This is a genomic window from Rhizobium sp. BE258, assembly GCF_031457345.1.
GTDB lineage: Bacteria > Pseudomonadota > Alphaproteobacteria > Rhizobiales > Rhizobiaceae > Rhizobium.
Genome location: NZ_JAVDWL010000005.1, coordinates 73886 through 93380 on the forward strand (window position 1 = coordinate 73886; position 19495 = coordinate 93380).

23 protein-coding genes are annotated in these 19495 nt (G+C 61.1%); 10 read left to right on the top strand and 13 right to left on the bottom strand.

Annotated features, from left to right (window positions below; genetic code table 11):
* Positions 1 to 46 precede the first annotated feature (46 nt).
* Both hpt and J2X43_RS18660 read right to left on the bottom strand, forming a co-directional pair.
* A complete protein-coding gene (gene hpt, locus J2X43_RS18655; protein WP_112386130.1) occupies positions 47 to 589 on the bottom strand; it encodes a hypoxanthine phosphoribosyltransferase in 543 nt (180 codons plus the stop codon).
* Positions 590 to 650: 61 nt separating this feature from the next.
* A complete protein-coding gene (locus tag J2X43_RS18660) occupies positions 651 to 1313 on the bottom strand; it encodes a hypothetical protein (protein WP_310296154.1) in 663 nt (220 codons plus the stop codon).
* Between the two features lie 207 nt (positions 1314 to 1520).
* Between J2X43_RS18660 and ftsE the strand changes: the two genes are divergently transcribed.
* The 4 genes from ftsE (at position 1521) to J2X43_RS18680 (ending at position 4854) form a co-directional block, all read left to right on the top strand.
* The gene (gene ftsE / locus J2X43_RS18665) at positions 1521 to 2180 is read left to right on the top strand and encodes a cell division ATP-binding protein FtsE (protein WP_112386132.1); all 660 of its coding nucleotides are present in this window, start codon (positions 1521 to 1523) and stop codon (positions 2178 to 2180) included.
* Positions 2181 to 2238: 58 nt separating this feature from the next.
* Positions 2239 to 3186, top strand: a complete 948-nt coding sequence (locus J2X43_RS18670; RefSeq protein ID WP_405049624.1) for a cell division protein FtsX — start codon at positions 2239 to 2241, stop codon at positions 3184 to 3186.
* Positions 3187 to 3253: 67 nt separating this feature from the next.
* Positions 3254 to 3970 (top strand): YdcF family protein, encoded by a 717-nt coding sequence (locus J2X43_RS18675; RefSeq protein WP_310296157.1) that lies wholly within the window; start codon positions 3254 to 3256, stop codon positions 3968 to 3970.
* 86 nt (positions 3971 to 4056) lie between these two features.
* Positions 4057 to 4854: a 1-acyl-sn-glycerol-3-phosphate acyltransferase gene (locus tag J2X43_RS18680; protein ID WP_310296159.1), complete on the top strand. Its 798-nt coding sequence runs from the start codon at positions 4057 to 4059 to the stop codon at positions 4852 to 4854.
* Between the two features lie 2 nt (positions 4855 to 4856).
* Here J2X43_RS18680 and J2X43_RS18685 read toward each other — a convergent pair whose 3' ends face one another.
* Positions 4857 to 5387 (bottom strand): gamma-glutamylcyclotransferase, encoded by a 531-nt coding sequence (locus tag J2X43_RS18685; RefSeq protein WP_310296161.1) that lies wholly within the window; start codon positions 5385 to 5387, stop codon positions 4857 to 4859.
* Between the two features lie 51 nt (positions 5388 to 5438).
* Here J2X43_RS18685 and J2X43_RS18690 point away from each other — a divergent pair, with 51 nt between their 5' ends.
* Complete coding sequence (locus J2X43_RS18690) at positions 5439 to 6440, top strand: DUF2125 domain-containing protein (RefSeq protein WP_310296164.1); 1002 nt, start codon at positions 5439 to 5441, stop codon at positions 6438 to 6440.
* 25 nt (positions 6441 to 6465) lie between these two features.
* On the opposite strand, the gene J2X43_RS18695 is transcribed toward J2X43_RS18690, so the two are convergent.
* The 3 genes from J2X43_RS18695 to J2X43_RS18705 all read right to left on the bottom strand — a co-directional run bounded on the left by J2X43_RS18695 (position 6466) and on the right by J2X43_RS18705 (position 9365).
* Positions 6466 to 7398: a prephenate/arogenate dehydrogenase family protein gene (locus tag J2X43_RS18695; RefSeq protein WP_310296165.1), complete on the bottom strand. Its 933-nt coding sequence runs from the start codon at positions 7396 to 7398 to the stop codon at positions 6466 to 6468.
* Positions 7395 to 8504, bottom strand: coding sequence for a histidinol-phosphate transaminase (gene hisC, locus J2X43_RS18700; RefSeq protein WP_310296166.1), 1110 nt, complete (start codon positions 8502 to 8504; stop codon positions 7395 to 7397). Before hisC ends, J2X43_RS18695 begins: the two co-directional genes overlap by 4 nt.
* A gap of 84 nt (positions 8505 to 8588) precedes the next feature.
* Positions 8589 to 9365, bottom strand: a complete 777-nt coding sequence (locus J2X43_RS18705) for a methyltransferase domain-containing protein (protein WP_112386139.1) — start codon at positions 9363 to 9365, stop codon at positions 8589 to 8591.
* Between the two features lie 53 nt (positions 9366 to 9418).
* On the opposite strand from J2X43_RS18705, the gene gloB reads away from it, so the two are divergent.
* Together gloB and J2X43_RS18715 are read left to right on the top strand one after the other, a co-directional pair.
* Positions 9419 to 10189 (top strand): hydroxyacylglutathione hydrolase, encoded by a 771-nt coding sequence (gene gloB / locus J2X43_RS18710; RefSeq protein WP_310296168.1) that lies wholly within the window; start codon positions 9419 to 9421, stop codon positions 10187 to 10189.
* Positions 10189 to 10611 (top strand): cupin domain-containing protein, encoded by a 423-nt coding sequence (locus tag J2X43_RS18715; RefSeq protein ID WP_310296170.1) that lies wholly within the window; start codon positions 10189 to 10191, stop codon positions 10609 to 10611. The genes gloB and J2X43_RS18715 overlap by 1 nt, the downstream gene beginning before the upstream one ends.
* 1 nt (position 10612) lies before the next feature.
* Here the strand turns inward: J2X43_RS18715 and J2X43_RS18720 are convergent, their stop codons facing one another.
* Together J2X43_RS18720 and J2X43_RS18725 are read right to left on the bottom strand one after the other, a co-directional pair.
* Positions 10613 to 11506 (bottom strand): EamA family transporter, encoded by an 894-nt coding sequence (locus tag J2X43_RS18720; RefSeq protein ID WP_310296171.1) that lies wholly within the window; start codon positions 11504 to 11506, stop codon positions 10613 to 10615.
* Between the two features lie 30 nt (positions 11507 to 11536).
* Entirely contained in the window at positions 11537 to 12313 is a 777-nt protein-coding gene (locus J2X43_RS18725; RefSeq protein ID WP_112386142.1) for a DUF3108 domain-containing protein, read from the bottom strand.
* A gap of 238 nt (positions 12314 to 12551) precedes the next feature.
* On the opposite strand from J2X43_RS18725, the gene rpmB reads away from it, so the two are divergent.
* Positions 12552 to 12851, top strand: a complete 300-nt coding sequence (gene rpmB / locus J2X43_RS18730) for a 50S ribosomal protein L28 (protein WP_112386143.1) — start codon at positions 12552 to 12554, stop codon at positions 12849 to 12851.
* A gap of 133 nt (positions 12852 to 12984) precedes the next feature.
* A complete protein-coding gene (locus J2X43_RS18735) occupies positions 12985 to 13620 on the top strand; it encodes a VUT family protein (protein ID WP_310296172.1) in 636 nt (211 codons plus the stop codon).
* 22 nt (positions 13621 to 13642) lie between these two features.
* Here the strand turns inward: J2X43_RS18735 and J2X43_RS18740 are convergent, their stop codons facing one another.
* The 5 genes from J2X43_RS18740 to J2X43_RS18760 all read right to left on the bottom strand — a co-directional run bounded on the left by J2X43_RS18740 (position 13643) and on the right by J2X43_RS18760 (position 19092).
* Positions 13643 to 14203: an AAA family ATPase gene (locus J2X43_RS18740; RefSeq protein ID WP_310296174.1), complete on the bottom strand. Its 561-nt coding sequence runs from the start codon at positions 14201 to 14203 to the stop codon at positions 13643 to 13645.
* A 69-nt stretch (positions 14204 to 14272) separates the two neighbouring features.
* Complete coding sequence (locus J2X43_RS18745) at positions 14273 to 15262, bottom strand: esterase-like activity of phytase family protein (protein WP_310296176.1); 990 nt, start codon at positions 15260 to 15262, stop codon at positions 14273 to 14275.
* A gap of 4 nt (positions 15263 to 15266) precedes the next feature.
* Entirely contained in the window at positions 15267 to 17168 is a 1902-nt protein-coding gene (gene cobT, locus J2X43_RS18750) for a cobaltochelatase subunit CobT (RefSeq protein ID WP_310296178.1), read from the bottom strand.
* A 12-nt stretch (positions 17169 to 17180) separates the two neighbouring features.
* The gene (gene cobS, locus J2X43_RS18755; RefSeq protein ID WP_112517950.1) at positions 17181 to 18173 is read right to left on the bottom strand and encodes a cobaltochelatase subunit CobS; all 993 of its coding nucleotides are present in this window, start codon (positions 18171 to 18173) and stop codon (positions 17181 to 17183) included.
* Positions 18174 to 18477: 304 nt separating this feature from the next.
* Entirely contained in the window at positions 18478 to 19092 is a 615-nt protein-coding gene (locus tag J2X43_RS18760; protein ID WP_112386147.1) for a DnaJ domain-containing protein, read from the bottom strand.
* 107 nt (positions 19093 to 19199) lie between these two features.
* On the opposite strand from J2X43_RS18760, the gene J2X43_RS18765 reads away from it, so the two are divergent.
* Positions 19200 to 19481, top strand: a complete 282-nt coding sequence (locus J2X43_RS18765) for a BolA family transcriptional regulator (RefSeq protein WP_112386148.1) — start codon at positions 19200 to 19202, stop codon at positions 19479 to 19481.
* The last annotated feature ends 14 nt before the right edge of the window (positions 19482 to 19495 follow it).

Sequence of the window (19495 nt, forward strand, 5' to 3'; positions counted from 1 at the left end):
CGGGCGATGGACGGGATGGTTAACAACCCGTCTGTACCGGAGGCGCTCAGGCGTCGCCGGTGACGACGCCGACGAAGGGAAGTTCGCGGAAAGCGTAGGCGACATCCATGCCGTAGCCGACGACGAAATAGTCGGGGCATTCGAAGCCGACATAATCAGCCTCCAGCTTTTCCTTGCGCTTGACACTCTTGTCGAGCAGCACCGCGATCGTCACATTGCGGGCGCCGCGTTCGAAGAGCAGCTCCTTGGCAAACAGCAGCGTGCGGCCGGATTCCAAAATGTCGTCGATCAGCAGGACATCGCGGTCCTTCACGTCGCTATCGATATCCTTGACGATACGAACGCCCTGCGAAACCGTGCCGGTGCCGTAGCTCGACAGCGTGATGAACTCGACTTCAGGCGCCAGGCCGTTGTTGTGCAGGGCGCGGATCAGGTCGGCCGCGAAAATGAACGACCCCTTCAAGACAGCGATCACCAGAAGGTCCTTGGTCGGACCTTCGGCAATCTGCTTTGCCATTGCATCGTTGCGCTCGGCAATCTGCTCGGCAGTGAAAAGGGGATCGATATTTTTTCCGCGCACGACAGGCATACGGCTTGCTCCGTGAAAATGAAGGGTAAGCCGTTAGCACATTAGACGCGGAGAAACACCCTTACGGCATGAATGACAGCCGGACTTCCGGCATTTTTCCACCAGAGTGCTGGACACGCGCCGAAAATCCGCGGCTCTCGCCGCCATAGATGACGTCGACGGGCGGGTTGATGACGATGCTTGCCATCAACCGGCCGTCGCTCACCAGATCGGCGCGAATGGGCCGAACCGTCTGCGTGGTGCCGCTCTCGTTTTCGAGAATGCCGTTGACCATCAGGATGCGCATGCCGTTGGCGTCGCGCGGCGTCAGCGTCACGTGGGTGAAATGCAGGGGTGATCCGGCAACGGACTGATCATCGGCCTGAAGGCTGGAGAAGCCGCCGGACAAGCCGAAGACCAGAAGAAAAAGCAGAAGGACGAGCGCCGCGAAACTCTTGAACGAAGCCTGCTGCAGATGTTCTTCCAGGGCGCGCAAGGCAGAAGCCGCGGCCGTTGTCGCTTTCGGTGTCTCCACCTTCGGTACTGCTGCGGCCCGCTTGCGATAATCGTTGAAACTTTTTGCACTGAAGCCCGGCGATGGGCTTCGCCCGCTGATGACGACGAACTCGGCATCGGAAACGTCGGCCGGGCGCGTTCCGGCCCGCGGCTGGCGTGCCGCCTTGTCTGGCGGCAGGAAATCATAGGCGTGCCCCGGCGCGCGGCGGCTGAACGAAGATGCTTCCATGATGACGGCCTTTCAGCTCTTCACATGGTTTCGGTGCACGGACGATACCGGGCATTGAAACGAATCCAGCTCAGTCGTAAATTTTAATGGTTAATGCTTCGCTAAATCCGGTGCCGAGAGGGCATCTTTCCGCCGAAATTTACCGGTTGTTAATCCACTTGGTTAACAAGTCGATGGTGAGAAACCTCGAACAATCTGAGTTGCCCGTTGATCCACTTCGAGAATGTCGGTTTGCGCTATGGCATGGGGCCGGAGATCCTCCGGGACCTGACCTTTGACATTCCGAAAAAGTCCTTCCAGTTTCTGACGGGTCCCTCCGGCGCCGGCAAGACCACGCTGCTGCGCCTGCTCTTCATGTCGCTGCAGCCGACCCGCGGTCTGATCCGCATGTTCGGCCGCGATATCTCCGATATTCCGCGCCCGGAACTGCCGCTGCTGCGCCGCCGCGTCGGCATCGTCTTCCAGGACTTTCGCCTTCTCGACCACCTGACGACCTACGAGAACGTCGCGCTGCCGCTGCGTGTGCGCGGCAAGGACGAAAGCACCTACAAGACCGACGTCCTGGAACTGCTGAAATGGGTCGGGCTTGGCGAGCGCATCAACGTGCTGCCGCCAGTGCTCTCGGGCGGTGAGAAGCAGCGTGCCGCGATCGCCCGCGCCCTCATCGACCGCCCGGAAGTCCTGCTCGCCGACGAACCGACCGGCAATGTCGATCCGCCGATGGCGCGCCGCCTTCTCAATCTCTTCCTCGAGCTTAATCGGCTCGGCACCGCCGTGGTCATCGCCACCCACGATCTGGCCCTGATGGACCAGGTCGAGGCGCGGCGGATGATTCTGTCCGAGGGGCATCTCGACGTCTATGACTGAGCGATCCCCCAGCAAGAAGGTAGCGGAAGCGGCCACCCAGCAGCAGCGGCGCCCTGAAATGCGCGTTCGCCCGACAGCGCCGATCCTGCCACCCTCCAACATCCAGGGCAACGCGCTGATGGTGGTGATCGCCATCATGGCCTTCCTTGCCTGTCTGACACTCGGCGGCGTCAGCATGGTGCGCTCGACCGCCGCCAGCTGGGAAAGCCAGATTTCCCGCGAAATCACCATTCAGATCAAGCCGGACGACGGCCTCGACATGGAAAAGGCGCTGAACCAGGCGCGCGATATCGCCATGACCTTCGTCGGCACCAAGAGCGGCCAGATCGTCGATGAAGCCGCAACGGCGCGCCTGCTTGAGCCTTGGCTCGGCAGTGGCCTCGATCTCAAGGAACTCCCGGTTCCCCGGCTCGTTATCGTTACGATCGACGAAAACAATCCGCCGGATTTCGAGGCAATGCGCTCGCTGCTCAAGGACAGTATCCCGCAGGCGACGCTGGACGACCACAGAACGTGGGTCGACCGGCTGGTCTCGATGGCGCATACGACAGTGATGATCGGCACGGGTATTCTGCTGCTGGTCTTCACCGCTATGGTGCTCACCGTCGTCTTCGCGACACGCGGCGCTCTGTCGGGCAACCGCCATATCGTCGAGGTGCTCCATTTCGTCGGCGCCGAAAGCTCCTTCGTCGCAACCGAATTCCAGAAACACTTCCTGAAAATCAGCCTCAAGGGCTCGGCGATCGGCAGCGGTCTGGCAGCGCTGTTTTTTGCCGCCGCCGGCTTCCTGCAGAGCCGCACGATCGCCACGCCGCAGACTGATCAGGCAACCGCGCTTTTCGGGACCTTTTCGGTCGGCGTACTCGGCTATTTCGGCATCTTCGCCACGATGATCATCATCGCCCTGCTGACGACGCTGACGGCGCGCGTCACGGTCGTCCGCACGATATACGAGATCGATACACTTCGCTCCGATCCGACACGAACAGACGGGATAGCGAGCTGATGATAGCTATCACACATAGCACCGCCTTTGCCCGTTCGCTGCCGCAATCCCGATATATGCACGACTCATGACCATGGGCTACACGAGACGCAATCCGATTCGCCCCGACCCGGCGCTGGCTAGCTACCGGGTCGAGACGCCGCGTCGCGGGCCTCTGCGCCGCCTGCTGCGCTGGTGCGGCTTTGCCGTCGTTCTGGCAATGGCGCTGGTTTTCGGCGGCTTCCTGCGCTTTGCCGATTCCGTCACCACAATGAGGCCGCCGGCCGAACCGAAGGCCGACGCGATCGTCGTGCTGACAGGCGGCTACCAGCGCATCGACCAGGCGGTCGAACTCCTGCAGAAGGGCGCCGGCAAGCGGCTGCTGATTTCAGGCGTCCACCCCTCGACCACACCGGCGCAGATCCGCAAGACCACGACAGGCTCGGCCGATCTCTTCGATTGCTGCGTCGATATCGGCTATGACGCGATCGACACGATCGGCAATGCCGAGGAAGCATCGAACTGGATCCATGCCAAGGGCTACCGAAGCGTGCTCGTCGTCACCAACAACTATCACATGCCCCGCAGTCTCGCCGAACTTGCCTATGTCGATGACGACACCCAGTTCATCCCCTATCCGGTCGTGAATTCCGACCTGAAGACGCGCGCCTGGTTCATGGATCCGAATGCGCTGCGTGTCATGCTCGCCGAATATGGCAAGGTGCTGTTTGCCGGTGCGCGCAACATCACCGGCTTCGGCCGTCACCCCGGCCTGCGTTCGGCCGCCGCTGACGGCAAGGACTGAAGCGAAGCGTCTTTTTCTGGCGGTGATAATCGTGTAGGCAGGTCGCAACCGCCCTGCTCGCGGATATAGGCTTTTCGGGAAACCTTATGCTCGCCCTGCGTTCCGTTCTCTTCAACACGATCTTCTACGCCAACCTCATCCTGCGGATGATCGTGCTTTCGCCCTATTATTTCGTCGTGCCCCGGCTGACCGCCTATCGCATTCCGAAGAACTGGGCGCTCTCGAACCATTGGCTGATGGAGAAGATCGTCGGCACGACCTTCGAGATCGAGGGCATGGAGAACCTGCCCGATGGCGGCTACATCCTGGCGCCGAAGCATCAGTCCTTCTGGGATACCTACGCGCTGCTGCCCTGGCTGAAGGACCCGGTCTATATCCTCAAGCGCGAGCTGATGTGGATCCCGCTGTTCGGCTGGTACGCTAAGAAGCAGCGGATGATCCCGGTCGATCGCGGCGCCCGCGGCAAGGTGATGGTCGAGGTGCTGAAGCGCACCAAGGAAGAGCTGTCGACCGGCCGCCAGCTAATCATCTACCCTGAGGGCACCCGCCGCCCACCAGGCGCCGAGCCGGTGTATAAATACGGCATTGCCCGCATGTACCGGGATCTCAACATCCCCGTCGTGCCGATCGCCATGCATCCCGGCCTGTTCTGGCCGCGCCGCAGCACCATGCGCTATCCCGGCCATTTCAAAGTCCGCATCCTCGCTCCGATTATGCCGGGCATGGATCCGGATGCCTTTTTCGAGCATCTGGTCGAGGTTACGGAGCGAGCCAGCGACGAACTGCTTCTCGACACCGTCGCCCGCAATCCGCATCTCCCGCTGCCGCAGACGGCCATTGACCGGCTTGCCGTTCTGAACCAGCCGAAGACCGCGTCGGCCTGAGTTCAGGCGGCACGCAGCCGCTCGACTTCGCCTACCACCTGCTCCAGCCAGTGATCGCGGATTCCCATCTGCTTCAGATGGGACAGTGTGTTGAAGACATAAGCGTCGTTCGGACCCGATTGCCCCTCGGCCTCATTGACGACGCGCGCAGCCTCGCCGGTATCCAGAGCGCCCGCATATTGAACGTGGCTGCGGTCCACGACATAAGCGACCGCCTTCACCGTGCGGCCATCGACCAGCAGCAGCGAGACGCGCTTTTCCAGATAGACATTGGTCACCAGTTCGCGAGCCCGCAGATAGTCGATGACCTCGTCCCAATTTTCCGGCGCGACGGAGAAAGCCATGCCGCGGCATGAGCCACCGCGATCGAGACCGAGTACGAGACCGGGATTTTCCTGCGTTCCGCGATGAACCCAGGAGCGGACGCAGAGCGAGCGCCGATAGCCATAAATCAGAGCCTGCGACCGTTCAGCAAACTCGAAGCCCGGGTTCCACATGAGGGATCCGTAGCCAAACACCCAAAATTCGTCCATATCGCAAGCCAGACCGAGATTCCTATTCGCGATTCACCATTGGAGAACATCATGGCAGCGTCAAGCCAATCCGGCAGCAGCAGAAAATTCTGGTGGCTCGGCTTGGGCATCGTACTGGTGGTCGCAATCTATACCGGCGGCTGGTTCTACGCCGCTTCACAGCTCAAGGACACGGTGCTGAAGGTTATCGCACCGCATAACACTGCCGGTGTTAGCGGCGAATGCGCCGATATCGATTTCCGCGGCTATCCCTTCCGCATCGGCCTGTTCTGCTCGAAGGTCGATGTCGACGACAACAAGAACGGCGTGTCGGCGAGCTTCGGCCAGCTGCGCTCCGCCGCACAGGTCTATGCGCCTGGCCATATCGTCTGGGAACTGGATTCGCCTGCCGAAATCCGCACCGCAAACGGCCTGACCCTCTCGGCCCAATGGGCAAACCTGCAGTCCAGCCTGATCACCAAGTTCAAGGGAATCGACCGGACATCGACCGTCATCGAAGGGCTGAAGGCAACCGCGGTTTCTTCCTATAGCGGTCAGACGATCGACGTCGATGCCGCCCGTACCGAAATCCATCTCCGCCAGAACGAAGGCGATCTTGATGGCGCGATCTCGCTGCAAGATGCCAGCACCGTCATAAAGGATTGGCCGCAGGTCTTCCCGAAATTCTCGGCGAGCGCCGACGTGACGCTGGTTGGCAAGGCAGGAATGATCGATGGCAGCGACAAGCAGGGGCTCTACGGCGCCAGCGGCGAGCTGCGCAAGGTCGTGGCCGATATCGGCGACGGCAAGGTAATGACGCTGACGGGCCCCTTCTCCTTCGATGAGCAGGGCTTTCTTTCGGGCAAGTTCAAGCTGGAGATCGAGCAGCTCGGCCCGTGGCGGGACAGCATCAAGCAGACTTTCCCGCAGATCGCCAAGACGGTCGATACCGCCGCCAAGCTTCTAAAAGCACTGGCAGCCGGCAGCGATCGCGTGTCGGTGGATCTGGTGGTCAATCGCGGCGAGGCAACCGTCAGCGGCTTCATCCCGCTCGGCTCCATCCCGCCTATCTAAAGCGTTTTCTAAGAAACGCTGGAGATCAGCTCTTCTTCGGTTCTTGGCCGTGATGGCGGCCGAAGTCCGGCGCGTCAACGTCCTGACCGGCCTGAATGATCGAGCGGCGGATGGCGCGGGTGCGGGTGAAGAGCTCGAAAAGCTTATCGCCCTCGCCCCAGCGGATCGCGCGCTGCAGATAGGCGAGATCTTCCGAGAAGCGCGACAGCATCTCGAGGATGGCATCCTTGTTGTGCAGGCAGACGTCGCGCCACATGGTCGGGTCGGATGCCGCAAGACGGGTAAAGTCGCGGAAACCCGAAGCCGAATACTTGATGACCTCGGATTCCGTCACCGCCTCCAGATCGTCGGCAGTGCCGACGATATTGTAGGCGATGATGTGGGGCAGATGCGAAACAATGGCCAGCACCTTGTCGTGGTGCTGCGGATCCATCTCGTCGACCCGAGCGCCGAGCGCCTCCCAAAAATGGCGAAGCTTGGCAAGCGCTGCCGGATCGGTGCCGGCCACTGGCGTGAAAATGCACCAGCGCTGTTCGAACAGTCCGGCGAAACCAGCATCCGGTCCGGACTTCTCGGTACCTGCCAGCGGATGGCCCGGAATGAAGTGAACGCCTTCGGGAATATGCGGCTGCATCTGCGCAATAACAGAGGCCTTGGTCGAGCCCACGTCGGTGACAATCGCGCCCGGCATCAGCGTTGCGGCGATTTCCTTGGCGACACTTCCAGACGCACCGACCGGCACCGAGACGATGACGAGATCCGCACCCTTGACGGCTTCAGCCGCAGACTGGAGATAACGGTCACCGAGACCGAGTTCTTCCGCCCGCTTCAGCGTGTCGGCGCTGCGGGTCGAGATCACCACCTCCTTGGCGATCCCCAGCCGCTTGACGTCGTGAGCGATCGACGAGCCGATGAGGCCGATACCGATAAGCGCGATGCGGTCGAACTGGATGGTCATGCCTTGCGTCCCATAAACTCGCCGAGCGACTCGATAACACCGCGGTTCGCCTCTTCCGGGCCAACGCTCATGCGCAGCGAGTTAGGGAAGCCATAGCCCTTGACCGCACGCAGGACGTAGCCGCGGCTGGTCAGGAACTCGTCGGCATCGGCAGCGCGCTTGCCATCGGCATCGGGGAAATGGATGAGAATGAAATTGGTGACCGACGGCGTCACCGTCAGGCCAATTGTCTCAAGGGCACCCTTGAGCTTCTCGATCCACATCAGATTGAAGGCAACAGCCTCCTGCACATGTGCCTGATCGCGAACAGCAGCAGCGCCTGCGGAAATTGCCGGCGCATTCATGTTGAATGGACCACGGACGCGATTGAGGGCGTCGATGATCTCGGCCGGCGCATACATCCAGCCAACGCGGAGCGCGGCCAGGCCATAGACCTTGGAGAAGGTGCGGGTCATGACAACATTGGCGTTGGACGAAACGATCTCGATACCGGATTCATAGTCGTTGCGGCGAACATACTCGGCATAGGCGGCATCAAGCACCAGCACCGCATCCTTCGGCAACCCGGCCTGAAGACGGCGGATTTCGCTGACCGGCACATAGGTGCCTGTCGGGTTGCCCGGATTGGCGATGAACACCATCTTCGTCTTCGGCGTCACGGCTGCGAGAATCGCATCGACATCGACCGCGTGATCCTTCTCCTTGACGGTGACGGGCGTGGCACCCGCGCCCATGATCTGGATCTTGTAGACCAGGAAGCCATGTTCGGTGATGATCGCCTCGTCGCCGGCGCCGAGATAGACGTGGCAGAGCAGGCCGAGCAGCTCGTCCGAGCCGTTGCCGCACATAATGTTAGCCGGATTCAGACCATGAACAGCAGCGATCGCCTCGCGCAGTTCATGTGCCTGGCCGTCAGGATAGCGCTCCAGATTACCGGCGGCGTTCTTGAAGGCTTCGACCGCCTTCGGGCTGGCGCCGAGCGGCGTCTCATTGGAGGAGAGCTTGTAGACGCGGGCAACGCCCGGCGCATGTTCCTTGCCCGGCACATAGGCTGCGATATCAAGAATACCGGGACGTGGAACGGGCTTGCTCTTCTCAACGCTCATGGGATCAACCTTGGAAAAATGCCGGGAATTCCGGCTTAAATTGCCCTTTGGCAATAAAACGGAAAGCGGCTTTTGTCGAGTGACTTAGCGGTTGCGCGTGGTCGGAACGCCATGCGGCGCAAGAACCGGCACGAAGACGCGGCGCGAGGCGCGTGCCGCTACCGGCAGACCCTGATAGAGACGCTTCTGCGCCTCGACGATGATGACACCGGAGAAGGCCGGCCACAGTGTCCGTCCGATGCGCTCGAAACCACGCCGCAAGCTGAGAACGGTGCGCAGCTTGGACGGCGGGAAGAACAGCGCCTCGGCGGACGCGCCCGGCGTAAAATTGGTTTCCCGCAGCAGATGTGTCAGCTGACCACGCGAATAGGGCCGGCCGGAGCCGAAGGGTGTGTGCTCCATCCGCGCCCAGACGCCACGCCGGTTCGGCACGACGATCACCAGACGTCCGCCCGGCGCCAGCACCCGCCAGAGCTCCTTCAGCGTTTCGCGCGGGCTTTCGGCAAATTCCAGCGAATGCACCATAAGGACGCGGTCAACGGATGAATCCGGCAGCGGCAATTCCTCGTCGAAGATCAGCGCCGTCGAGGACAGCGAGCCCATCGGCCAGTTCACTGCACCCTGCCCTGCCGGCATGAAGGCGAAGGTGCGCTCGGTATCAGCGCCGAAACGATCGAGAAACGGCACGGCATAGCCGAGGCCGACCAATCGCTCCTGCGGCAGCCGCACCCAGAGCGACGACAGCGCCATGGCGATCGACTGCTCGGCCAGGCGGCCAAGCTCGGAATGATAAAACTGGCGTAGATCGACAATATCCGCGTGCATTGCGGTAAATGTTATCAGTGGGCGGTTGGACTTCAAGGCCGGAGCCTCTACATTCCGGGCATGTCCGTAGGAAAGAGGCCGTTCAGACTATGAAACCTTTGGAATTAGAAGTTTTTCTCTGCCGCTCCGATAATTTTGGCGTTCTCGTACATGATCCGGAAACCGGCCTGACGGCAACGATCGACGCGCCGGATGCGGCTGCGGTCGAAGCGGCAGCCAAGCGCCGCGGCTGGACGATTTCCCACATCTTCACCACCCATCACCATACTGACCATGTCGAGGGCAATCTGGCGCTGAAGGAGCAGTTTGGCTGCGAGATCATCGGCCCGGTGAACGAGGCTGTCGCCATCCCGGGCCTGGACAAGACGATGGCCGATGGCGACAGCTTCACCTTCGGCGACCACACGGTCAACGTGATCGAGACCCCCGGCCACACAGCCGGTCACATCTGCTATCACTTCGTCGACGACAAGCTGCTTTTCGCCGCCGATACGCTGTTTGCACTCGGCTGCGGCCGCCTTTTCGAACGCCCCGCCGCCGACATGTGGCATTCGCTGCAGAAGCTCGCTGTCCTGCCGGATGAGACCGCCATCTATTTCGGCCACGAATATACCCTGTCCAACGCCCGCTTCGCCGTCACCATCGATCCCACAAATGAGCGGCTGAAGGCTCGCGCTGCCGAAATCGAGACGTTGCGCGCCGAGGGACGTTTCACGATCCCGACGACGCTGGCGCTTGAGAAGGAAACAAATCCCTTCCTGCGCGCCGCCGATCCGGCGATCCGCCGCAATCTGCTGATGGAAACGAAGACGAACGAAGAGGTCTTTGCGGAAATCCGCAAGCGCAAGGACAATTTCTGATGTCGCCCGATGAGATCATCGAGGCGCTTTCGATGCAGCCGCATCCGGAAGGCGGCTTCTACGTCCAGACCTTCCGCGACACCAATGGCGGCGAGCGCGGCCATTCGACGGCAATCTACTACCTGCTGAAATCAGGGCAGCGGTCGCATTGGCATCGCGTCCACGACGCCGCCGAGATCTGGCACTATTACGCCGGAGCACCGCTGGCCCTGCATCGCTCGGAAGATGGCAGCAGCAGCGAAACGTTGAAGCTCGGCATCGATCTGGCAGGTGGCGAGCGCCAGCAGGCGATCATTCCCGCCAACTGGTGGCAATCGGCCGAAACGCTCGGCGATTTCACCCTTGTCGGCTGCACCGTCTCACCCGGCTTCGAATTCTCGAAATTCGAGATGGCACCGCCGGCCTGGGCACCGGCCGGCTGACCTACTCGGCCGCAGCAGTCTGTTTCGGCGCCGTCTTGCGCCGGAACATTTCCTGCGCCGCCAGAATGGCACCACCGGTGACCAGCAGGCAGGCAAGAGCAATCCGCCAGCTCGGCTCGGCAAAGCCGAACAATGTCAGGATCAGCGTCGAGAGCAGCGGAGCGGCATAGCTTGCAGCGCCGAGGATCTGGATATCGCCATTCTTGACGCCGTGATCCCAGGCATAGAAGGCGGCCCCCACCGGAAAGAGCCCGAGCCCGGCAACCGCCAGCCATTCGAATGCCGTTTCCGGCCAGACGGTGGTTTCCAATCCGAGATGGCAGACAAGCGACAGAATGGAGGTCGCGATGCAGAAGCCGGTCACCACATCGGTCGACACCGCATCGAAACGCCGCGTCAGCAGCGAATAGCAGGACCAGGTGAAGGCGCAGAGAAGCGCCGCGCCATAGCCGATGGCATAGGCGCCATCGAAATTGATGCCGTTGCGTCCGACGATCAGAAACGTGCCGCAGAGACCGGCAAGGGCACCGGCAATATGATACCAGCGAAGCTTCTCGCCCGGCAGCAGCGCCGAGCCGACGACGATCAGCAGCGGCCACAGATAGGCGATCAGCCCCGCCTCCACCGCCGGAGCGTTCCGGAGCGCCGTGAAATAGAGAAAATGATAGCCGAACAGACCGGCGATGCCGACGATCCAGACCTTCGCCGGCTGCTTCAAGAGCGCCAGCCGCGACGGGTTGAGAACGAGGACGGCGATGCCGGGGATACTGCCGATGGCAAAGCAGATCGCCGACAGCTGGAACGGCGGCATCTTGCCGGATGCAGCCGTGAACAGCGCGAGAAACGACCACATCAGAATGGCCGTGAACCCGATCAAAGTTGCCCGAAGCTTCATCATGTCTCCCGATTGCGGAGACAGGCTCCGTCAGCTGGCGCTGTATTTCACCGCCTTGATCGTCACCGTTCCGTATTGCGTCGGAATGCTGACGTAGACTGGAGCATATACATTTGCCGCATCCGCCTTGGCAAACCAGATTTCCATCCGGCCGCTCTTGCTGAGATAATCGATATCCTTGCGGCCCTTCTTATAGCCCGATCGCGGCACGAAGCGCACGCTGCAGACGGTCGCCTTGCCGGTGAACCCATCCGTCGCAAAATCTTCGGAGCCCTTCGGCGATAGCACCAGATCCATGCGCATCTCGCCGTCATAGATCGGCAGCTTCTGCGAGCAGAGCTTCACGTCAGCAGGAAAGATCAGGCCGGAAATCGGATCGAGAACCGATCGCATGTCGCCCGGCGATACATTGATCCAGTTGCTCGGCGGCTTGCGCTCCGGCTTCACCGTCGTCGAGACGATATTACCGTTGCTGTAGCGAACCTCGTAGGTCCGCGCCCGCTTGCCGCTCTTGTAATAGAGCGAATAGCGCTGCGCCTGCAGCCGATCATCGCGAATGACGCCGTCGACGCTGGTCTTAGCCGAAATCGTCGTCACCAAGTCGGCGAGACCGGCCGAACTGATGTCGCCGGATACTGTGTAGCTCTTGTCATCCTCGATCTGCGTGACGAAGGCCGCCCGCGCGATCGGCAGGACACCGAGGGCGACGCGATATTCCGTGCGGTGGCGGATCTCCTCCGCGCCGGCCGGAATCGCCATCGATGCCACGATTGCAGGGATCAAAATCCGTCTGCCCAGAAGAGCCATGAAGCGAGCCTTGTTTGACGGGCGAACGCCGCCCTGTTACGCGGTCTATACTCTGGCCGCTTGTCGAAGCAAACACGAGCTTTTTGACAGAATTGCGGGAAAGGCCAAGGTTTGGCTTGACGCGGCGAGCCGCTCTGACTATAGAACCGCAACTTTCCAATCATAGCCTTGGATTGCAAGCCCGGTTTTGCCGGTGCGTCGTAATTCGGCGGCTGAGAAAAACAAGAATAGGTGTCAAATGTCTCGCGTGTGCGAATTGACCGGCAAGGCCGTCCTCGTTGGCAACAATGTCAGCCATGCCAACAACAAGACCAAGCGCCGGTTCCTGCCGAACCTGTGCCAGGTTACCCTGATCTCCGACGCTCTCGGCCAGCGTTACCGCCTGCGCGTTTCGGCTCACGCCCTGCGCTCGGTCGAACATCGCGGTGGTCTCGACGCGTTCCTGATCAAGGCAAGCGAAAACGAACTGTCGATGCGCGCTCGTCTGCTGCGCCGCCAGATCGTCAAGAAGACTGCAGAAGCTGCTGCTGCCGCCTAAGCATCGGCGCGCTTTCTTCTCGAAAGTTTCAAAAGGCTTGCACGGTTGAAACCGGACAAGCCTTTTGCTTTGCCGGTATAGTACCGGCCAAAATTTGTTCACTCCAACTGGTGGCATCACCCAGGATAAAAAAATGCTGAAGACACGCTATCTGCTTATCTATGTGGCCCTGATGACGCTCGTCGTCGTCGCCTCAAACTTCCTCGTTCAGTTTCCGCTGAACGCCATGGTCGCCGGCATCAACCTTGCCGACATCCTGACCTGGGGCGCCTTCACCTATCCGATCGCCTTCCTGATCACCGATCTGACGAACCGCCAGTTCGGTCCGCAGACCGCCCGCAAAGTCGTCTTTGCAGGCTTCGTCGTCGGCGTCGGCCTTTCCTTCTACACGGCCGTTCCGCGCATCGCGATCGCCTCGGGTTCGGCCTATCTTGCCGGACAGCTGCTCGACATCGCCGTCTTCAACCGCCTTCGCCGTCAGGCCTGGTGGCGCGCGCCGCTGGTCGGCTCGTTGATCGGCTCGGCGCTGGATACGATCATCTTCTTCTCCTTCGCTTTTGCAGCCTTCTTCGTCTTCTTCGGCGCGAACGAACCCTTCGCGCTGGAATCGGCACCGATCCTCGGCATTCTCTCGATGGAAGCTCCGCGCTGGATCTCCTGGGCGCTCGGCGACTTCACCGTGAAGATGCTGGTTGGCCTCGTCATGCTGCTGCCCTACGGCGCTCTGATGAACACCCTGCGCCCGATGCAGGCAACAGCCGCTCGCTGAAAACAAATGAGGCCGTTGGCGCCTATGCCAGCGGCCCTTTCGTTTTGACCGCAGGATGGCGCAATACTTCCGCGACGAGGCTATCGACCGGCTCTGAGGAATCGAGCCTGAGCAAAGGCGTTGCCCTGCCCTTCAGCCATTCCTCGTGCGAAGCGGCGCTTCGCCGTTCCGGCCCTGCCGTATCGTAGCTTTCTGCCCATTCCAGGAATTGCTGGCTCTTCTCTGCCATGTCGCCACCAGACTTGATCCGGTCGCCATAGCGGGTCTCCTCTCGCTCCCGGATGCGTGCCATGCGCAATACGGGGTCGATCCTGAGGAAGACGATGAGATCGTAGAGCGGCTCGAACTCGGCCGCCCATTTCAGCGCTGAGCCAGAAAGCACCCAGCCGTCGGCGGCCTGGATCGCTTGGCGGAGCATCGCCACGCGCGCCTCGACCGGCCGCTGTGTCGTGAATGGCGGATCGGTCGGCATCCAGAAGAAATGATCGGTATCGAGGTGCCGGAGCCCAAGCTTCCCGGCGAGCGCCTGACCGAGCGTAGTGGTACCGGAGCCTGACGCTCCCATGACATGAATATTCAGCATGGCTCTCTCGATTTGGGTGAAGGGAGAGAGCAGATAGCGGAGAGTTGTGACAGTTGTTCGGCGGCGCGCTCACTCGGCGAGCCGGAACTCCAGCATCACGTTCCGCTGCAGGATCGAATGGTTATCATCGGAAACGAGGATGATATGGGTCGAGCCATCCTCAGCCTGGAAGGCATCGAGCCCTTCCATATTGTCGATCTGATAGCCGAAATCGGCGGTCATCAGCACCGTGCCGGTTGCGACAGCGCCAGGCTGGATTTCGGCGGCAGCGATCCGGCGGATGCGCATGCCGATACCATCTGCCATGTTGAAGCGCCGCTCCAGAAGCAGCAGATCGCCATCGGGCAGAAACGCCCCGTCGGTCGGATCAAAATCGCCGGAGCGGCTGACAGCAAACCGGCCCTTCAGTGGCCCTTCGAGGATCGCCGCATAGACGTTTCCATCATCATCGAGGCTCTCTTCCGCAACAATGACCGCCGCGCCCTTCAGGGCGCTGTCTGCGGGTGCAATCGCCACCGTCTCAAGGCTGCGGTTGCCGCGCAGTTCATCGCGCGGGATCAGGATGGGCAGCGTGCCCAAGGCGGGTGAATTCGCAAAACCCTGACGGGGATAGATATCGACGCGATGATTGCCCTCGAATGAAACGAGTGCCCTGTCCTTGTCGAGCGCCAGCCCTTCGGCATCCATGCGGCCTTTGCCTTCAAAGCTGCGGCCGGTCGCGTCCTTCATGGGAGTGATATCGACATCGGCAAGGCCGGAAAGACGGCCCTGCGCATCGCGCACCAGCGTGCCGGTCAGCCAATGGCCGGTATCGAGCACCCCCGCCACATGCTTGCGATCCGGATCGACCTTGATCGATGACCACGAGCCGAAAATCCGGTTGGTCGAAACCATCTCCAGGCCGCCGATGAATTCCAGCGGGCCGAACCTGGTTTCGTCAGAACCGATCTTGAAGGTGGTGATGACGCGGCTCTCGATCGGGGCACTCTCGGCAATCACCGCAGATGGCAGTCCCGCAAGGCAGACAGCAAGCATGGCCACGCGGGAAAAAGCGATCATATGGTCAGCTGGCGCGGCGCGCGTGGCCGCCACGCGGCTGTGCGGCCTGATCCTCGAACAAAGAGGCCAGCTGTTCGGTCATCGCGCCTGCAAGCTCGTCGGCATCGACGATGGTGACGGCGCGGCGATAGTAGCGCGTGACGTCGTGACCGATACCGATGGCGAGCAGCTCGACCGGCGAACGCGTCTCGATCTGCTCGATGACGGCGCGCAGGTGGCGCTCCAGATAATTGCCCGGATTGACCGATAGCGTCGAATCATCGACCGGCGCGCCATCGGAGATCATCATCAGGATCTTGCGCTGCTCACGCCGCGCGATCAGGCGGTTATGCGCCCACATCAGCGCTTCGCCGTCGATATTTTCCTTGAGCAGCCCCTCGCGCATCATCAGCCCGAGATTGCTGCGGGCGCGGCGCCACGGAGCGTCGGCGGACTTGTAGATAATATGGCGCAGATCGTTGAGGCGGCCCGGCGTCTGCGGCTTGCCACCGGCCAGCCAGCTCTCGCGCGCCTGCCCGCCCTTCCAGGCCTTGGTGGTGAAACCGAGGATCTCGACCTTGACGCCGCAACGCTCCAGCGTGCGCGCCAGAATATCGGCGCAGGTGGCAGCAACGGTGATCGGACGTCCGCGCATCGAGCCGGAATTGTCGATCAGCAGTGTCACCACGGTGTCGCGGAACTGCGTGTCGCGCTCCATCTTGAAGGACAGCGCCTGCATCGGATCGATGATCATGCGCGTCAGGCGCGCCGGATCGAGATAGCCCTCTTCCAGGTCGAAATCCCAGGACCGGTTCTGCTGCGCCATCAGGCGGCGCTGCAGACGGTTCGCCAGACGGCCGACGGCACCCTGCAGATGCGCCAGCTGCTTGTCGAGAAACGCGCGCAGGCGCTCGAGCTCCGTGGCGTCACAGAGTTCCTCGGCAGTGATGATCTCGTCGAATTCCTCGGTAAAGACCCGGTAATCGACCTTCTCGTTGAAATCGGCGAAAGGCGTATTCGGACGGCGGGTCTCGCCCGGCGTCTCGGAATCGTCCTCGCCTTCTTCCATCATGTCGTCGTCGGAGATTTCGGCGCCTTCGGTCTCGCCGTCCTCCATCTGCTCGTCGGCGACTTCGCTGTCTTCGACCGGTGCAGCATCCGAACCGGCGTCTTCGTCGACCTCGTCCTGATCCTGCTCGTCGCCGCTCGGCTGGTCGTCCTGATCCGAGTCCTCGTCGGTCTCCGGCTCGCTGTCGTCGTCGCCATATTCCTCTGCCATTTCCATGGCCGACAGCATGTTGCGGATGACCTTGGAAAAGGCTTGCTGGTCATTGATGACGTTGGACAGATTATCGAGCTCGGCGCCGGCCTTGTCCTCGATGAAAGGACGCCAGAGGTCGAGCACCTTGCCTGCCGAGGCCGGCGGCTTCTGACCGGTGAGCTTCTCGCGCACCATCATCGCCACGGCTTCACCGATCGGCGCGTCTTCCTGACGCTCGATTCCGTTGAAATTCGCCTTGGCATATTTCTCGTCGGTCATGGAGCGCAGGTTCGCAGCCATGCCTTCCATCCGCAGCGCACCGATCGATTCGACACGTGCCTGTTCAACCGCATCAAACACCGCGCGGGCGTCAGAACCCTGCGGCGCCATCGTCGTGTGGACCTTCTCGTCGTGGCAGGCAAGCCGCAGCGCCATGGAATCGCCGAGACCGCGCGTCACCGCCAGCTCATGCGCCGTCGGCCGCTTGGAAAGCTCGGGCAGCCGGATACGCTCTGCCGTCATTCCCGGACGTTCGTTGGCGAAGGTCACTTCGACCTCGTCGTTACCGGCGATTGCGCGGACGCAGCCGGTTATCGCGCGCCGCAACGGCTCGATATCGACGGGGCCGTTGGGCTTGGCTTTCGAATTGTCACCACGAGATGCCATGATCGACCGGCCTTAGGCCTCCAGAACGATGTTGGCGGCGCTTTCCTTCAGCTCCACGCCAAAGGCACGCTGGTAATGTTCGGCAACCAGCGCACGTTCAAGCTCGTCGCACTTGTTGAGGAAGGTGACGCGGAAGGCGAAGGCGAGATCACCGAAGATCTCGGCATTTTCGGCCCAGGTGATGACCGTACGCGGGCTCATGACGGTCGACAGGTCGCCGTTCATGAAGGATGCGCGCGTCAGATCGGCAACGCGGACCATCTTCGAAACGGTGTCGCGGCCGTCCTTGTCCTTGCCGAAGCTCTTCACCTTGGCGGCGATGATGTTCACTTCATGCTCATGCGGCAGATAGTTCAGCGTCGTGACGATCGACCAACGGTCCATCTGCGCCTGGTTGATCTGCTGCGTGCCGTGATAGAGGCCGGTCGTATCGCCGAGACCAACCGTGTTGGCGGTCGCAAACAGGCGGAAAGCCGGGTGCGGACGGATGACGCGGCTTTGATCGAGCAGCGTCAGGCGGCCGGCTGATTCCAGCACGCGCTGGATGACGAACATCACGTCCGGGCGGCCCGCATCATATTCGTCGAAGACGAGCGCGACGTTGTGCTGGTAGGCCCAGGGAAGGATGCCGTCCTTGAATTCGGTGACCTGCAGCCCATCCTTGACGACGATCGCGTCCTTGCCGATCAGGTCGATACGGCTGACATGGCTGTCGAGGTTGATACGCACGCACGGCCAGTTGAGTCGCGCGGCGACCTGCTCGATATGCGAGGACTTGCCGGTACCGTGGTAGCCGGAGATCATGACGCGGCGGTTATGCGCAAAGCCTGCAAGAATGGCGAGCGTCGTCTCGCGGTCGAAAAGATAGTCTGGATCGAGATCCGGAACATAGGCGTCGCCCTTGCTGTAGGCGGGAACGCGAATATCGGAATCGATGCCGAAAACGTCTCTGACCGAAACGGTCGTGTCCGGCAGAGCGGGAATATCTAACTCAATCTTGCTCATCACGTCTCCAAGGCGGGCATAGCGCCCGGCCATATCTCTCAGGCCATTTCGCAACCGCGACGCCGCAGTTTTCTACCACGCCGTCCAGGGTGAGAACGTCGGCGATGCTTCTCCGGGACTGAAATGAAACCTCGGCGGGATGATGACCCCGAGCATTCTAGAACAAAGTCCCGGACAAGAAACGCCGCGTCCGGAAGGAAGGCAAAGGCGCCAGAAGCAAAACGCAATAATGCATGCCGCGATTGCCTGCGGCCCTAGCCGATTTGGACCATACCCGATTGAAGACGGAGAGCAAGGACGGGAATTAACAAAAACCGTTCTGCTTCAACAATTGATAGGCCTGGATCACGGCACGGAACCGCTCCTCGGATCCGCGGTCGCCGCCATTGGCGTCGGGGTGGTGCTTCTTCACCAGTTCCTTGTAGCGCGTCTTGATCTCCGCCGACGTCGCATCGGCGGCAAGGCCCATCGTATCAAACGCCTTGGCTTCCAGGCTTTTCAGCTTGCGCTGTTCCGGAAAGCGCGGGCCGCTGCCCTTGCTGCCACTGACGAAGCCGAACGGATCGCGCACCCGGTTATAGGAGCCCGAGCGGACGTCCGATTGCAGCGGGCTGTTCTTGGCGGCCTTGTTGACGCCGACCGTCCAGGTGGGGCGATGACCGGTGATCGCTTCCTTCTGGTAACGGGCGATCTCGCCATCAGACAGGCCGGAGAAGTAGTTATAGCCCTTGTTGTATTCCTTGACGTGCTCGAAGCAGAACAGGAAGAACTGCCCCTCGGCATTGCGTCCGACGGGAGCGCGATGCGCACCTTTCTTGTCGCAGCCGTCCCACTGACAGGTCGGGGGAGCCTGTTCGGGTTCCTGCTCGCGTTTGCGGCGGGTGCGGATGCGATCGAAATATTTGGAATCAAGTCTCATGACGGCGCTAATTATGAAGCTGCCGCGGCGCGACAACAAGAATTGACAAATGGGAATGTTGCTGGCTTGGTGGGAACCCCTTTTTTCACCAGCAACTGGACGAAAACGTGACCCTTCAGGCCCGCATAGAAGAAAAACTGACCGAGGCTTTCGTGCCCGAACGTTTGAGTGTCATCAACGAAAGCCACCTCCACGCCGGGCACCAGCCTGACATAACAGGGACAGGCGAAACGCATATGCGCGTTCGCATCGTCTCTGAAAAATTTTCAGGAATGACGAGGCTCGCCCGCCACCGGGCCATTACCGAACTCTTGAAACCGGAGCTCGATGCCGGGCTTCATGCCCTCGCCGTCGAACCCTCGGCACCAGGAGAAGCGACCCGCTGGTAGTGGATACCGGCCTC

Coding starts and splice junctions, on each gene's coding strand:
- J2X43_RS18680 (WP_310296159.1), top strand. CDS start 4,057: ATGCTCGCCCTGCGTTCCGTTCTCTTCAACACGATCTTCTACGCCAAC.
- hisC (WP_310296166.1), bottom strand. CDS start 8,504: ATGAGCGTTGAGAAGAGCAAGCCCGTTCCACGTCCCGGTATTCTTGAT.
- J2X43_RS18670 (WP_405049624.1), top strand. CDS start 2,239: ATGCGCGTTCGCCCGACAGCGCCGATCCTGCCACCCTCCAACATCCAG.
- J2X43_RS18715 (WP_310296170.1), top strand. CDS start 10,189: ATGTCGCCCGATGAGATCATCGAGGCGCTTTCGATGCAGCCGCATCCG.
- J2X43_RS18735 (WP_310296172.1), top strand. CDS start 12,985: ATGCTGAAGACACGCTATCTGCTTATCTATGTGGCCCTGATGACGCTC.
- J2X43_RS18720 (WP_310296171.1), bottom strand. CDS start 11,506: ATGAAGCTTCGGGCAACTTTGATCGGGTTCACGGCCATTCTGATGTGG.
- J2X43_RS18725 (WP_112386142.1), bottom strand. CDS start 12,313: ATGGCTCTTCTGGGCAGACGGATTTTGATCCCTGCAATCGTGGCATCG.
- J2X43_RS18675 (WP_310296157.1), top strand. CDS start 3,254: ATGACCATGGGCTACACGAGACGCAATCCGATTCGCCCCGACCCGGCG.
- hpt (WP_112386130.1), bottom strand. CDS start 589: ATGCCTGTCGTGCGCGGAAAAAATATCGATCCCCTTTTCACTGCCGAG.
- cobT (WP_310296178.1), bottom strand. CDS start 17,168: ATGGCATCTCGTGGTGACAATTCGAAAGCCAAGCCCAACGGCCCCGTC.
- J2X43_RS18745 (WP_310296176.1), bottom strand. CDS start 15,262: ATGATCGCTTTTTCCCGCGTGGCCATGCTTGCTGTCTGCCTTGCGGGA.
- J2X43_RS18660 (WP_310296154.1), bottom strand. CDS start 1,313: ATGGAAGCATCTTCGTTCAGCCGCCGCGCGCCGGGGCACGCCTATGAT.
- J2X43_RS18695 (WP_310296165.1), bottom strand. CDS start 7,398: ATGACCATCCAGTTCGACCGCATCGCGCTTATCGGTATCGGCCTCATC.
- J2X43_RS18685 (WP_310296161.1), bottom strand. CDS start 5,387: ATGGACGAATTTTGGGTGTTTGGCTACGGATCCCTCATGTGGAACCCG.
- rpmB (WP_112386143.1), top strand. CDS start 12,552: ATGTCTCGCGTGTGCGAATTGACCGGCAAGGCCGTCCTCGTTGGCAAC.
- J2X43_RS18760 (WP_112386147.1), bottom strand. CDS start 19,092: ATGAGACTTGATTCCAAATATTTCGATCGCATCCGCACCCGCCGCAAA.
- gloB (WP_310296168.1), top strand. CDS start 9,419: ATGAAACCTTTGGAATTAGAAGTTTTTCTCTGCCGCTCCGATAATTTT.
- J2X43_RS18690 (WP_310296164.1), top strand. CDS start 5,439: ATGGCAGCGTCAAGCCAATCCGGCAGCAGCAGAAAATTCTGGTGGCTC.
- J2X43_RS18740 (WP_310296174.1), bottom strand. CDS start 14,203: ATGCTGAATATTCATGTCATGGGAGCGTCAGGCTCCGGTACCACTACG.
- cobS (WP_112517950.1), bottom strand. CDS start 18,173: ATGAGCAAGATTGAGTTAGATATTCCCGCTCTGCCGGACACGACCGTT.